Source organism: Bradyrhizobium sp. USDA 4506 (assembly GCF_054058795.1).
Window position 1 is genome coordinate 4,386,358 of the sequence record NZ_JBSSBM010000002.1, and the last position, 13,655, is coordinate 4,400,012.

10 protein-coding genes and 1 pseudogene are annotated in these 13,655 nt (G+C 65.0%); 1 reads left to right on the forward strand and 10 read right to left on the reverse strand.

Annotation, left to right across the window (positions count from 1 at the left end; all coding sequences use genetic code 11):
• Positions 1 to 34: 34 nt before the first annotated feature.
• Positions 35 to 1,489 carry a short-chain fatty acid transporter gene (locus ACVIHF_RS23095; protein WP_456792595.1) on the reverse strand — a complete coding sequence of 485 codons (1,455 nt, stop codon included), beginning with the start codon at positions 1,487 to 1,489 and terminating at the stop codon, positions 35 to 37.
• A 53-nt stretch (positions 1,490 to 1,542) separates the two neighbouring features.
• Positions 1,543 to 4,944, reverse strand: a complete 3,402-nt coding sequence (locus ACVIHF_RS23100; RefSeq protein WP_456792596.1) for a molybdopterin-dependent oxidoreductase — start codon at positions 4,942 to 4,944, stop codon at positions 1,543 to 1,545.
• A 145-nt stretch (positions 4,945 to 5,089) separates the two neighbouring features.
• On the opposite strand from ACVIHF_RS23100, the gene ACVIHF_RS23105 reads away from it, so the two are divergent.
• A complete protein-coding gene (locus tag ACVIHF_RS23105) occupies positions 5,090 to 5,767 on the forward strand; it encodes a GntR family transcriptional regulator (protein WP_456780079.1) in 678 nt (225 codons plus the stop codon).
• 37 nt (positions 5,768 to 5,804) lie between these two features.
• Here the strand turns inward: ACVIHF_RS23105 and ACVIHF_RS23110 are convergent, their stop codons facing one another.
• From ACVIHF_RS23110 to ACVIHF_RS23145, 8 genes and pseudogenes are all read right to left on the reverse strand, one after another.
• Positions 5,805 to 6,965 carry an acyl-CoA dehydrogenase family protein gene (locus ACVIHF_RS23110; protein ID WP_253607676.1) on the reverse strand — a complete coding sequence of 387 codons (1,161 nt, stop codon included), beginning with the start codon at positions 6,963 to 6,965 and terminating at the stop codon, positions 5,805 to 5,807.
• A 121-nt stretch (positions 6,966 to 7,086) separates the two neighbouring features.
• Positions 7,087 to 7,854: a crotonase/enoyl-CoA hydratase family protein gene (locus ACVIHF_RS23115; RefSeq protein WP_057020591.1), complete on the reverse strand. Its 768-nt coding sequence runs from the start codon at positions 7,852 to 7,854 to the stop codon at positions 7,087 to 7,089.
• 20 nt (positions 7,855 to 7,874) lie between these two features.
• The gene (locus tag ACVIHF_RS23120; RefSeq protein WP_028336964.1) at positions 7,875 to 8,657 is read right to left on the reverse strand and encodes an SDR family NAD(P)-dependent oxidoreductase; all 783 of its coding nucleotides are present in this window, start codon (positions 8,655 to 8,657) and stop codon (positions 7,875 to 7,877) included.
• 18 nt (positions 8,658 to 8,675) lie between these two features.
• Complete coding sequence (locus ACVIHF_RS23125) at positions 8,676 to 9,926, reverse strand: acetyl-CoA C-acetyltransferase (protein WP_456780078.1); 1,251 nt, start codon at positions 9,924 to 9,926, stop codon at positions 8,676 to 8,678.
• A gap of 216 nt (positions 9,927 to 10,142) precedes the next feature.
• Positions 10,143 to 10,406 (reverse strand): annotated as a pseudogene (locus ACVIHF_RS23130) (helix-turn-helix domain-containing protein); the annotation flags it as partial.
• 3 nt (positions 10,407 to 10,409) lie between these two features.
• Complete coding sequence (locus ACVIHF_RS23135; RefSeq protein WP_456792597.1) at positions 10,410 to 10,823, reverse strand: hypothetical protein; 414 nt, start codon at positions 10,821 to 10,823, stop codon at positions 10,410 to 10,412.
• 803 nt (positions 10,824 to 11,626) lie between these two features.
• Positions 11,627 to 12,838, reverse strand: coding sequence for a CaiB/BaiF CoA transferase family protein (locus ACVIHF_RS23140; protein ID WP_456792598.1), 1,212 nt, complete (start codon positions 12,836 to 12,838; stop codon positions 11,627 to 11,629).
• Positions 12,839 to 12,840: 2 nt separating this feature from the next.
• On the reverse strand, positions 12,841 to 13,608 hold the full coding sequence (locus tag ACVIHF_RS23145; RefSeq protein ID WP_057020596.1) for an enoyl-CoA hydratase/isomerase family protein: 768 nt from the start codon (positions 13,606 to 13,608) through the stop codon (positions 12,841 to 12,843).
• Positions 13,609 to 13,655: the final 47 nt, after the last annotated feature.

Consider the following 13,655-nt stretch of genomic DNA (forward strand, 5'->3'; position numbering starts at 1 on the left):
GACACCGTGCATCCCGGTGCTTGGCCAAGGTCGCTCAGGGCAGGATCGGCGGGTGATAGGTGAAGGTCGCCATCAGGATCGCCGCCAACAGCATCACGATCGGGAAATGGATGAAGAACTGCACCGAGGTGTAGCCGATCAGATCCTTCGACTTCAGGCCGAGGATGCCGAGCAGCGGCAGCATCCAGAACGGGTTGATGAAGTTCGGCAGCGTCTCGGCGATGTTGTAGACCATCACCGTCCAGCCGAGATGCGCGCCGATGTCGTTGGCCGCCTTCATGATGTAGGGCGCCTCGATGATCCACTTTCCGCCGGCCGATGGCACGAAGAAGCCGAGCAGCGCCGAATAGATTCCGACCAGGAACGAAAACACGGTGGAATTGCTGGAGGCACCGACGAACCAGTGTGCGATCGTGTCCGACAGCGTCGTGCCGCTGCTGTTCGGGACCTTGGTCAAAATCTGCGCAATGCCGGCGTAGAACGGAAACTGCAACAGCACGCCGGAGACACTCGGCATCGCCTTCGAGAACGACTCGATGAGGCTGCGCGGTCGCCAGTGCAGCACGATGCCGAGGATGAGGAAGACGAAATTATAGGTGTTGAGGCCCGACAGCGTGATCAACGGATTGCCCGACTGGAATGTCTGCCACAACCAGCCGGCGGCAAGCACGGCGATCAGGATCGTCAGCAGCGGGCTGAACTCGAGCCAGTCGCCCGGACGCGCCGGCTTCCTGGCCTCGATGCGATCATTGCCGAGCGCAACGCCGAGGTCTTCTGCGGTCCTGGCCTGCTCGGGCGCCGGCGTCGTGAAATAGCAGATCGCAGCAGAGACCACGGTCACCATCGCGACGGTGATCATGTTCTGCCAGGTCAGGATGGTTTCCGAGAAGCCGATCACGCCGGTGATCGGCAGGAGCGACGCCGGAATGCTGCCGGCATTGGCCTGCAGCTGCGCGGCCGAGGAGGTGATACCGAGGGTGAAGCCGCAGCCGAGCCCGAGATAGCCGGCGGCGCCGGCCGCCCGGTAGTCGAGCCTGATGTCGGTGCGCCGTGCGATCTCGCGCACCAGAAGACCCGAGAAGATCAGGCTCAGGCCCCAGTTCAGCAGCGACAGGAAGATGCTGAGCACGCCGACGAAGACCACGGCGCCGCGCCCGGTCTTCGGCACGCTGGCGAGCCGTGCCAGCACCGCCGCCACCGGCGGCGACATCGCCACGACATAGCCGCCGATCGCGACCAGCGCCATCTGCATCGTGAAGGGAATCAGGTTCCAGAACCCGTCACCAAACGCGCGGCTGACGGCGAGCGGCGAACCGCCATGCAGGATCGCGCCGATCGCGACCGCAATCACCGCGATCAGGACGAAGACGTAGGCATCCGGAAACCAGCGCTCCGCAAACGCCACCAGGGCTTGCGAAAATCGCGCTATGATGTTGTCCGCGACAGGTTTTCGCAAGCTCACGGTTTGATCGTGCGTTGCATTCGTCATCAATCTGATCCCCTTCCGGTAATGCGGTTACAGCCTTCAATCGTGTTTGGTCATCAAAGCGCGAGCGTCAGATCGGTCAGCGGCACGGCCTGGCAGGCGAGGCACTGTCCCTCGCTGCCATCGACAGCGCCAAGATGGGTGAACTCCCCATCGACGACCTGAACCGCGCAGCTTTCGCATTGCCCGACACGGCAGCCGCTCGGCAGCGCGACGCCCGCCGCACTCGCCGCATCAAGCAGCGTCCCCTGCTCCGGCCGCCAGGAAAAATTCTGCTTGCTGCCCAGAAGGCGGACGGTGCGCGGCGCAAGATTGCTCGGTACCGACGGCGGCGACACGAAGCTTTCGGCGAAAATGTCGAAGCGCGGCACGCCGAGCGCCGTCACGGCCTCGATCTGTGCCGCAACGAATTCCGGCGAGCCGCAGATGTAGACCAGCGGCCGGCGCGGCAACAGCGGCTTGACCTGTCCGAGATCAACCCTCCCCTTGCGCAACGCATGCGAGTCGATCGGGTCCTGCGCGAACGGCGCGGAATAGAACGTCACACGCTTCAGCCCTGGGGTGCCGGCTTCCAGCTCCGCAAGCCGCTCGGCAAACGGATGCTCCCGGCTGCTGCGGCAGCCATGCAGCAGCAGGATTTCGCCAACGCGATCTTGTGGTGCAATCCGTTGCAGCGTTTCGAGATGGCTGATGAACGGCGTGATGCCGATGCCGGCGGCGAGGAAGATCAGCGGCCGCGGCCCCTTCAGCGGCGGCGTGAAGATGCCGCCCGGCGGCTCCAGCACAACCTCGTCTCCGACGGCAAGACGGTGCAGACGATCCGGCATGAAGAACGGCGCGTCGCCGCTCGGCGCCTCATTGAAGAAGCGCCCCTTCACCGCTATCGAGAGCACATCCGGCCGATCGCCCGATCCGGTCAGCGAATAGGCCCGTGCCTGCGTTGCGCCGGGCAGCGAGACCATCACGTGCTGGCCCGGCAGGAAGTCGGGCAGCGGACCATCGTCAAGCGGCAGCAGGTTGAGCGCGATGACATTATCCGCCTCGGCGCGGCGCGCACCGAGCGTGAACCGCCGCTGACCGCTCCACAGGCCACGACTGGCAACGCCGTCGCGCCTGATGTCGCAGACGATCGCGCGCAGCGGGACGGAGCCGCTGACCGGATCGCGCGCATCGTCGTGCAGCACGGCGTTGATGTTGCGGGTGTGGATGCCAGCCGTCGCGGAACGCTCGCGGCCGAGCGGCGGACAGTCTTCCCACCAGCCGAATTCGGCGACGACGACCCGATCGTCGAGAGCCGCATTGAGGCGCACCTTCAGGCGCACGTCACCGCCATGCGTCTCGACCACGGCCCAGTCGCCTTCGGCAAGGCCGCGCCGCGCGGCGAGCTGCGGACTGATCTCGACGGCCGGATCGGGTGACTTGCGCCGCAGCGAGGCGACGTGCCGATAAGAGGAGTGAACGAACCAGCCGCTCTTGGCGGTGGAAAGCACGAGCGGAAAGCGTGCATCCGGCGCTGCCGTGAGCGGGCTGCCGACCGGCTCGACATGGTCGGGCAAGGGATCATACCCGTGCCCCAGCATCAGCTCCGAATAGATCTCGACGCGGCGCGTCGGCGTCGAGAATCCGGCAACCGTGCGGTCCTCGCGCGCCACGGCGTATTTTTCGTCGCGGAAGATCTGCGGGAAACGGCGGCCTTCCGGATGGTCGCGCAGATCCTCGACACCGATGCCGAGCGGCGCCAGCTGGTAATTCCACCCGGCCGTGATATCGCCGCCGAAGAACAATTCGCCCATCCCGAGCTTGAGCGCAAGCGCGGCGGCGATCTCGTAATCGGCCTTGACCTCACCGACCGGCTCGACCATGCGCGGGCGAAATTGCACGGTCTCGACAGCTTCCTGCGTGATCTCGAATCCGATCTTGAGCGCATCGCGCTCCCACGGCGTGCTGGCGGGCAGCACGAAATCGGCGCTCTCCGCGGTCGGATTCATGAACATGTCGATATGGACCTGGAATTCCAGCGCGTTCAGCGCGGCGCGGTTGCGCTCGGAATGGCCCTGCGAGACGACGAAGTTGGTGCCGAAGGCGACCAGCGCGCGCACCCGGTAGGGCTCGCCGTCAAGCACGGCCCGGCTGAAGTCGCGCGCCGTGATCCAGCCCTTGGCCGGCGGGCCGAGCGGCAGCTCAGTAATGCCCAGCGCCTTGGCCTGCTGCTCCGGCGACAGGATGTTGTAGTCGTTGAGGGCACGGGTCGGCGGCGGCACCGGCCAGCGATTGCCGCCGGGCCGATCGCAAGCGCCGGTCAGCGCATACAACGTTGCAATCGTGCGCTCGATCGCGGTCGCGTTGGTGTGCTGGCCGACGCCGGTCCAGGAATGGTAGGCGAGCCGCGGCCGGCGAGCGAGCAGCGTGTTGAACGCGTCGACGTCCTCGACAGGAAGCCAGGTCAGCTCCGCGACGCGCGCCGGCGTGTATGGCGCGGCTCGCTCGACGAGCAGTTCGAACGCGGTAGCCGCCGCCATCAGCCGGCCGTCGCGTGTGCGGACCTGCAGCGCGCCACGCAGCTGGCCACAGCTCTCCGGCGCGTAGCGGGTGTCGCAAGGCACGGGCGCGCCCGACGCATCGAGACGAACGAAAGCCTCCGGCGCGCCATCCGGCCACAATGCGTCGGCGCGCAGGAAGCGTCCGGTCGCACGATCGACCAGCAGCGATCCATTGGTCCATGCGCCGACGAAATCCGCATCGAAGCTGCCGGTAGCGATGAGGTGACGGATCGCGCCCATCGCGAGCGCGCCGTCGGCGCCCGGACGAACGCGCAGCCACAGATCGGCCTGCTGCCCCGAGCCGTTCGGCTTGGGATCGATCACCACGACCTTGGCGCCGCGCCGCCGCGCATCGGCGATCCGCGTTGCCTGGGCAAGCCAGGTCCGCGCCGGATTGTGGCCCCACAGGATAATCGCATCGGCATTGTCGTAATCGGGAAAGCCGATGCCGCGGCCGAAGGTCAGCGCGTGCGCATAGTCCTTGTGCCAGCCGCAGATCTCGACCGCATAGATCAGGTTCGGGCTGCCGAAGCCGCGGATGAAGCGCTCGACCCACTCGAAACTGTCGACCATCGGCGTGCCGCTCGGCGTAGTGACGCCGAACGCCACCGCTTCGGCGCCGCTCTCGGCGCGGATCGTGCCGAGCCGAGCAGCGATCTCGGTCAAGGCCTCGTCCCACGACACCTCGACCCAGCCCGGATCGGCGGCGCCGCGCGGCTGGGTCCGCTTCAGCGGGACGGTCAGACGGCGCGGGCTGGCGACGATTTCGGGCGCCGCCCTGCCCTTGGCGCAAAGCGCGCCGCCGGTCGGGTGGTTATTCAATACCTCTACACCGACAAGACGCCCATCCTCGACCACGGTGACGGCACCGCAGCGCGAGCGACAAAGCGTGCAATAGCCGGGCAGCCGCTGTTTCACCGCCGTCTCACCTATCCCAGTCAATCCATGTGACGCATTTTTGTAATGCGTTACACATTTACGTCATACGCTACCGGCCGCGTCAAGGCTAAGTAATAATCAGCGACGAATCGGAGTTCCCAGCGAGAGGCGGCCACGACCACCGATGGACCAGAATTTGCGAGAACAGGTGCTGCAGCGGGTGCGGGCCGAGATCATTTCCGGGCAGAGCCTTCCGGGCACGATGTATTCGGTGCCGAGTCTCGCGGCGAGCCTCGGCGTCTCCTCGACGCCGGTGCGCGAGGCGCTGCTCGAGCTCAGCCGCGGCGGTCTGGTCGAGCCGATGCGCAACCGCGGCTTCAAGGTGGTCGAGCCGACGCTGACCGAACTGCGCAACCTGTTCGACATGCGCGAAGTGCTCGAGCTGCACGCCGCCGTGCTGGTCGCCACCAATCCGCCGAAGGATCTAACAATCGTGCGCGGCTGGGCCGACCAGATCGCCAGGGCCGTCGAGACCGACGACGTCCAGCTCTATCTGGAAGCCGACCGCAACTATCATCGCGAGTTCATCGCCGCCGCCGGCAACGACCTGCTGACCGACACGGTGATGGGGCTGCGCGACAAGATGCGGCTCTACGGCATCAGCTCCCGCGCGGGCCACGAGCGGCAGCAAGCGTCAGTGCCCGAACATTACCGGTTGATCGAGCTCGCGCTCGCCGGCGAGACCGAGGCGCTGACCGCCCTGCTCCGCACTCACATCCGCTCCTGGGAGCCGATCTTCGTCGATGCATTGCTGCGCTCGAAGGAGCATGCGCGCGAGCCGCTGCGGCAGGCCCGCGGCTGATGCGGAACGGAGGCAGTTAGCCGGTCGTGCTGACCGGCTAGTCCAGAATGCTCTTGTAGTGCTCCGAGAAGACATCGCGGCCGATGATCAGCCGCATCACTTCAGAGCTTCCAGCGAGGATTCGATTGACGCGCGCGTCGGTAAACATGCGACTGATCGGATATTCATCCATGTAACCTGCGCCGCCGTGCAACTGGACGCCAAGATCGAGCATCTTCCACTCGACCTCCGACGACATCATCTTGGCCTTGGCGCCCATATTGCTGGTCAGGCGTCCGGCATTGTGCTCGGCCACGCAGTGATCGACATAGACCTGCACGAGATCGATTTCGGCATCCATCTCCGCCATGCGGAACTGGGTGTTCTGCTGTTCGGCAAGCGGCCGGCCAAACAATTTGCGGTCCATCACGTAAGTGCGCGTGATGTCGAACGCCTTGCGGCCATTGGCGATCGATCCGACCGCGGAGATTAGCCGCTCCTCGGCAAGGCCTTCCATGAGATAGTAAAAGCCCTTGCCGGGTTCTCCCAGCACGTTGGCCTTGGGCACCTTCACATTGTTGAAGAAGAGTTCGGCAGTGTCCTGCGCCGGCATGCCCATCTTCTTGAGATTGCGGCCGCGCTCAAAACCTTCCATGCCGCGCTCGACGATCAGGAGCACCATGGCATGCTTCTTCTCGGCGCCCGCGAGCTTGGCCGCCACGATCACCACGTCGGAATTGATGCCGTTGGAAATATAGGTCTTCGAGCCATTGAGCAGGAAATGATCGCCCTTGTCTTCCGCGGTCGACCGCATGCCGGCGAGGTCTGAGCCCGCGCCGGGCTCGGTCATCGCGATGGCCAGGATGGTCTCGCCGTTGACGCATTTCGGCAGGAATCGGTCGCGCTGCTCCTCGGTGCCGAAGCGCTTGAAGTAGGATCCGACCAGTCGGCTGTGCAGCGTGTTGAACCAGCCCTTGCAGCCCGAGCGCGCGGTCTCCTCGATGATGATCTGCTCGTAACGGAAGTCCTCGTCGCCCATTCCGCCGTATTTTTCCTCGGGCCAGATCATCAGGAAGCCGAGGTCACCGGCCTTCTTGAACGCGCTGCGGTCGACGATGCCGGCTTCCCGCCACTCCTCCATGTGAGGCGTGATCTCGCTGGCGAGGAACTTGCGGTAGGAGTCGCGGAAAATGACCTGGTCTTCGGTAAAGCTGCGCATCAATCACCCAATAGCGCTCTCGTGGAAGCCCACCGACGTACGGCGAGGCATCGTAAAAAGTTTAGAGCGCCGGTTCTGCTGCAATCAAAACCGACGCCCCGTCATCGAAACAGGCGATGCCCTACTTGCCCTTCCAGTTCGGCGCGCGCTTTTCGGCAAAGGCAGCCGCGCCCTCGCGGGCATCCTCGGATACGAAGACAGGACCGACGATCTCCTGCTGCCTCTTCCACATCTCATCTTCCGGCCAGAGCCGGGATTCGACGATCACCTGCTTGGATGCCTTGACGGCGAGCGGGCCGTTGGCGCCGATCGCTGCCGCGAGCTCAAGCGCGGCGTCGAGCGCCGGGCCATCGGTTACGCGATTGATGATGCCGAGTTGATGGGCGCGCTCGGCGCCGAAGAACTCGCCCGTCAATGCGAACTCCATCGCCACACGGAACGGCATCTGGCGCGGCATGCGGATTAGCCCGCCGGCCGCTGCCGCAAGTCCGCGCTTCACCTCGGGGATCCCGAACTTCGCGTTGCGGTTGGCGACGATCATGTCGCACGACAGCGCGATCTCCATCCCGCCGGCGAGCGCGTAGCCGTCGACAGCCGCAATCAGCGGCTTCTTCGGCGGGGCCTCGGTGAGGCCGGCGAAGCCGCGGCCGGGGATCGACGGCCGCTCGCCTTTCAGGAACCCCTTGAGGTCCATGCCCGAGCAGAATGTGCCGCCGGCGCCGGTGATGATGCCGACGCTCAGGGAATCGTCGGCGTCGAGCCGGTCGATCGCCGCGGCCACGCCCTTGGAGAGGGCGAGGTTGGCCGCGTTCTTGGCTTCCGGCCGGTTCAGGGTGATGATCAGTATCGGTCCGCGGACTTCAGTGAGGACCGGGGTTTCTTCGGACATCGCTTTGGTCTCCTGATCGCTTAACGCGGAGCCATGCGGATGGCGCCGTCGAGACGGACGTCTTCACCGTTGAAGTAGCCATTGGTGATCATGGTCAGCGCCAGATGCGCATATTCCTCCGGCATGCCGAGACGCTTGGGGAACGGCACCGACGCGCTGAGCGCGGCCTTGACGTTTTCCGGGGCGCCCTGCAGCAGCGGGGTGTTGAAGATGCCCGGCAGGATGGTGTTGACGCGGATGCCTTCGGCCATCAGGTCGCGCGCGATCGGCAGGGTCATGCCGACCACGCCGGCCTTCGAGGCAGAATAAGCCGCCTGCCCCATCTGGCCATCCTCGGCCGCGACGGAGGCTGTATTGACGACCGCACCACGCTCGCCGTGCTCCAGCGGAGCCAGCGACAGCATGCCCTGCGCCGACTTGGCGATGCAGCGGAACGTGCCGACGAGGTTGATCTGGATGATGCGGTTGAAGGCGTCGATCGGGAAGTGGGTGGGCTCGCCGGTCTTCTTGTCGCGGCCGGCGGTCTTCACCGCGTTGCCGGTGCCGGCGCAGTTCACCAGGATGCGCTCCTGGCCATGCGCCGCGCGGGCCTTGGCAAAGCCCGCATCGACCTGCTCGTCCGAGGTGACATCGACCTTGCAGAACACACCGCCGATTTCCTTGGCGATTGCTTCACCCTTCTCTTCGTTGAAGTCGAAGATCGCGACTTTCACGCCTTGCGCAGCCAGCGCGCGCGAGGTGGCAGCACCAAGGCCGGAAGCCCCACCGGTGACGACGGCGGCGACCGATGAATCGAGTTTCATGGCAATATCCTTTCGCGATCACATGCGTTCGATGATGATGGCCGGTGCCATGCCGCCGGCGGCACACATGGTGACCAGGCCATAGCGTCCGCCGCTGCGCTCGAGCTCGTCGAGCGCCGTGCCGATCAGGATCGATCCGGTCGCGCCGATCGGGTGGCCGAGCGCGATCGAGCCGCCGTTGATGTTGACCTTCTCGCGGTCCAGCTCGAGGTCGCGGATGAACTTCTCGGCGACGACCGCGAAAGCCTCGTTGATCTCCCAGACGTCGATGTCGTTCTTGGTCAGGCCGGCCTTGGCCAGAACCTTCTTGGCCGCCGGAACCGGCGCGTTGAGCATCAGGGTCGGATCGTCACCCTGGTTGGCATAGGCCACGATGCGGCCGCGCGGCTTGAGGCCGTGCTTCTCGGCATATTCCTTCGACGTGATCAGCACCGCGGCGGCGCCGTCCACCACGCCCGAGCTGTTGCCGGCATGGTGCACGCCCTTCCAGTCGAGGTCCGGATAGCGGCGCTGGATCTGCTTCTTGAACGTCGTGCCGTTGCCGAGGTCGAAATCGGCAAGCTGCTCGAAGCTCGGCTTCAGCGAAGCCAGTCCTTCGGCAGTGGTTTCCGGGCGCGGGAATTCTTCGCGATTGAGGGCAACGCTGCCGTCGTCGTTGAGGACGGGGATCACCGACTTGGCGAAGCGGCCTTCATCGATGGCCCGCTTGGCGCGCTGCTGGCTCGTCAGTGCCAGTGCATCGCAGGCCTCGCGGCTGATCCCCTCGCGCGTCGCGATGGCGTCGCCGCACACGCCCTGGTGCGACTGCGGGTGAATCTCGTCGAGCGCCGGATTGCCCGAACCCATCATCCGCGCCGGCTGCCCGGCCTTGGAACGCTCGGCTGCGAGAGTCTGTTGATAGCTCATCATCTCGGTGCCGCCGGCGATGACGCAATCTTCCATCCCCGACATCACGGACGCTGCCGCGAGGTTCACCGAGGTGATGCCGCCACCGCAGAAACGATCCAGCGTCGTGCCGCTGGCGTTGATATCGTAGCCTGCCGCGAGCGCCGACATGCGTCCGAGATCGCCGCCCTGCTTGCCTTCCTGAGTCGATGTCGACCAGATGATGTCATCGACGGTCGACGTATCGAGCTTGTTGCGCTCCTTGAGCGCGCCGAGCACCGTCGCGGCCAGATGCTGCGGATGCAGGTGCGACAGCGCTCCCTTGCCCGGCTTGCCGATGCCGCGCGGCGTGCGAACAGCGTCAATGATGTATGCTTCAGACATGCGTTTCCCTTTGCTTCGGATGTTTCGTTAGCTTGCGCTCGTACCGATAGTCCCAACCGTCTCCGCGAGGCGTCAACGGTGTGGCGTCACTGCAAGCGGCTCGGCAATCGAGTTGCGCTGATCTTCGAAGTACCCGAAGCGCGGCACCTGGCGGAGTTGCGGCTCGTCGGCGCAGGCAGGCTTCTCGCAACCCTGCGCAAACAACGGCGCGCCGGGCGCGGCGGCGTGGGGACCGAGAGCATATTTTTGCTCTTGCGGCAGATAGATCAGCTGGCCGATCTGGGTAAGCGTCAAGGTGAGACGCGACACCGTCGATCGGGGAAGACCACAGCGATCGGCGATTTCGCGATTTCCCAGGCGTATGCTTCGACCTTCGAAGCAACGCACGATGTCGAATGCGCGCGACACCACCTGGATCACGCGCCGGTTGTCCGTGCCGGCGGTCTCTTGCGCCATCAGTACCTCAGATCGACGTCCCATCGTTTACGCCTCACTCCTCATTTTCCATACGGGTGAACGAAGCCCACTCTGCTTCGGGCGGCAGACGCCGATCCGCGACATCACGGCCGGGCGCGCAACGCTCGCGCGCCCGAACTGATGTGCGGGATTCGGCGGCAGTGATCGGCGGCGAGCACCGCGTGGGCGATTGCAGTGGTGCTGCACGGGTTTTTCCGGGATCGACGGTCTGACGCGATGGCCGGTCGCACCGGCGTTCGGTCTGCCCGCGGTGATCACACCGACGCTGCGCTCGGCAAAGCGTGCGGCCTGCTCGACAAGGTCATTCTCAGCCTGTTCGAGGCCGCTGCGCACGGAATGCACGAGCACCTTGTTTTCCAGCCAAGTGAGGCCGCGGCCGCGCGGGGCAAGCAGCTTCGGATGTCTCTGGCCGGCCAGCATCAGGCGGATTCTTTCCCTAGGGTTTTGGGCCTTAATTAATTGATTAATTAGTCAGGTGATTAAAGTGGGCGCTCTCCCCTGTCAACCGCCCTCGCTGCAGGGCGCCCCGCGCTCAGCCCGCACCTTCACCCCAACGCCTGTCAGCGCAGTGATCGCGGACCTGTCGTGATGAACTTCGTCAGATTCAGACCGCTGCCGAACGGCGATCGAAATTCCGCGCGCGATAGCGGACATGCCCCGACGATTTGCCGGCCGGTGCGAAACGCAGGCGCAAGCAATTGAGGGCGGAGATCAGGAAGCGGCGTGAGGAAGCAGGCGATAGCGGTTGCCGGAACAGACGCGACCGCTGGCCGGGATGACCGTTACGAGGGCGGACTTAAGCTATGAAAGCTTGGTGGGCGCACCAGGGCTCGCGTGCATTGAACCTCCAGTTTGATTTCCTCTTGTCGGAATGGGGCAAGGCAAATTTCGAGCGAGCCCGGACCAACTAACGATAAGGCGTCGGGAATTCGAGGCACTGGTCCGCTGCATCGCTAAGCCCACTATTCTCGAAGCCCTCTTTTCTACCTACGGGCAGGCAAACTCGCGAGGTCGCCTCCTGATACCCCGTCAAAGGCCTCCTTTCGCCCGCAATTCCACTGCGAGAGGGTTGGAACCAGTTAGGTGCCGGCCTCGGGAGGCTCGCGTCGCGAAATGTCGGTTGCGGAAAGTGCCGAGAAGGTCGGAGCGGATCGCTCGATGTCGTCGGATTCCTCCTCCATCCAATTGAAGCGATCTTTTTGCCATGCCCGGACAAGCTCCGCCTATCGCCGGCTGAGCAGGATGTTGCGGTACTGCAGATCCTTGATCCTCTCGGGCGCAAAGTCGAGCTGGCCAAGGACGTCTTCATTGTGTTCGCCCTGATAGGCCGGCGTGCCGGGCGACGGCAGTTCCGAGCGGCTGAAGATCCAGGGATTGCCCGGCATTCGGACCAATCCGCCGGCCCGGTCATCGACCTCGACCACGGCATTCCACTCCTTGGCCCAATCGGTCTCCACGAACTCGTTGACGGTGCGCACGCGCCCAACCGCGAGCCCGGCTTCACTGACTTGCGCCTGCAACTGCTCGAGATTCTCGAACGTCGTAATCCAGGCGCGGATTTCGGCGAGCAACGGCGCGAGGTTCTGCCGGCGCAGGCTGGCGGTGGCGTAGCGGGCATCGGCCAGCAAATCGCTTCGCCGCATCATCGCGCAGTAGCGCGTGAACATCGGCGAATAGATCGGGCTGGCGGCGATCGTCAGGCGGGTGCCGTCGGACATCTCGAAGATGTGCGACTCATTAGCCGACAGCGCGATAGGCTCGCCGTCGGTGTCGATCCCCGACATCATCGCGCCGGCGCGCTCGTTGACCGACAGCATCGTCGCAGCCATCGACACGTCGACGTGCTGTCCCTCGCCGGTGCGGTTGCGATGCTGGAGCGCGGCGAGCACGGCGATCACGCCCTGCAGCCCGGTATAGACATCGGCATGGCTGCACGAATCGCCGCGTGGCTCCGACAATGCCGGACCGAAATGGTCCTGCACGATCGAGGTCAGGCCGGTCTCGGCCTGCACCGTAGGCGCAAAGGCCGGCCGGTTGCGCCAGGAGGTCGACTGCCCGTAGCCGCTCAGCGAGACATAGATGATGCCGGGGTTGAAGGCACGGACGTCGTCGTAGCTGAAGCCGAACCGCGCCAAGGTGCCGGGACGGAAATTCTCGACGATGACGTCGGCCCCCCTACACAGGCGGGTGACTATCTCGCGTCCCTCAACATAGTTCAGGTCGATGCTGAGATTCCGCTTGCCGGCGTTCTGCTGCACGAAATAGAGACCCATACCACCGACGTAAGGCAGTCCGGCGCGGCCAATGTCGCCGGACGGCGGCTCGATCTTGGTGACCTCGGCGCCGAGGTCACGCAGCGCCTTGGTGCAATGCGGACCGGCCAGCACGCGAGTGAAATCGACCACCCGCAATCCCTGAAGAGGCGCAGCCGACATCGTCAGTCTCCCTCGAAGACAGCTGTTGCCGGGCCCGACGCGAAGAAGGCGTCGGCGCCACGCTGGCGATCCCTGGCCTTCCAGATCATGTCGTTGATCTCGACCTGTCGCGCGTCGGCAGCGGCGACGCCGCCGCGCGCCTGCAGGTTCGCCTGCATCTTGACGCCCGCGATGACCTTGGTCGGGCCGGCGGCGAGCTGCCGCGCCATGGTCATCGATGAAGCGCCCAATTCGGCTTCCGGGACGACGAGGTTGATGATGCCCCAGCGTTCGAACGCCTCGGGAGTGTGACGGCGGCCGAGCATCGCGATCTCCTTGGCCCGCGCGATGCCGGCGCGTTGCGCGATGCGCTGCGTGCCGCCGAGCAGCGGCAGCAACCCGACCGCAACCTCGACCTGGCCGAGGAACGCGGTGTTCGCTGCGATAATCATGTCGCAGGTCAGCGCGAGCTCAAGCCCGCCGCCAAGCACGCCGCCATTGACGGCGGCAACCGTGGGAACCGGTACATCCTCGAGACTACGCCAGATTTTTTCGAGACCGGCCTGATCGGTGTGCAGCTTGGTGCCGATTCCCCAGGACGCCATCTCCGCGCCGGCGCAGAAGTGCCGCATCGAGCTACGCAGCAGGATAGCGCGGCAGCCGGCCGCAACCACCGCGTGGTAGGCGCCGACCACATCGTTGATGAGCTGGTCGTCGAGCAAATTGTGCGGCGGCTTCGCCAGCGTCACCACGCCAACCTTGCCGTCCATCTCGTGAAGTACTGTCGTCATCAGGTTCCCTCCGCTCGATGCAAAAGCCGGCCGGCAGCGCTTTCGAC

Coding starts and splice junctions, on each gene's coding strand:
- ACVIHF_RS23095 (WP_456792595.1), bottom strand. CDS start 1,489: ATGACGAATGCAACGCACGATCAAACCGTGAGCTTGCGAAAACCTGTC.
- ACVIHF_RS23105 (WP_456780079.1), top strand. CDS start 5,090: ATGGACCAGAATTTGCGAGAACAGGTGCTGCAGCGGGTGCGGGCCGAG.
- ACVIHF_RS23110 (WP_253607676.1), bottom strand. CDS start 6,965: ATGCGCAGCTTTACCGAAGACCAGGTCATTTTCCGCGACTCCTACCGC.
- ACVIHF_RS23115 (WP_057020591.1), bottom strand. CDS start 7,854: ATGTCCGAAGAAACCCCGGTCCTCACTGAAGTCCGCGGACCGATACTG.
- ACVIHF_RS23120 (WP_028336964.1), bottom strand. CDS start 8,657: ATGAAACTCGATTCATCGGTCGCCGCCGTCGTCACCGGTGGGGCTTCC.
- ACVIHF_RS23125 (WP_456780078.1), bottom strand. CDS start 9,926: ATGTCTGAAGCATACATCATTGACGCTGTTCGCACGCCGCGCGGCATC.
- ACVIHF_RS23135 (WP_456792597.1), bottom strand. CDS start 10,823: ATGCTGGCCGGCCAGAGACATCCGAAGCTGCTTGCCCCGCGCGGCCGC.
- ACVIHF_RS23140 (WP_456792598.1), bottom strand. CDS start 12,838: ATGTCGGCTGCGCCTCTTCAGGGATTGCGGGTGGTCGATTTCACTCGC.
- ACVIHF_RS23145 (WP_057020596.1), bottom strand. CDS start 13,608: ATGACGACAGTACTTCACGAGATGGACGGCAAGGTTGGCGTGGTGACG.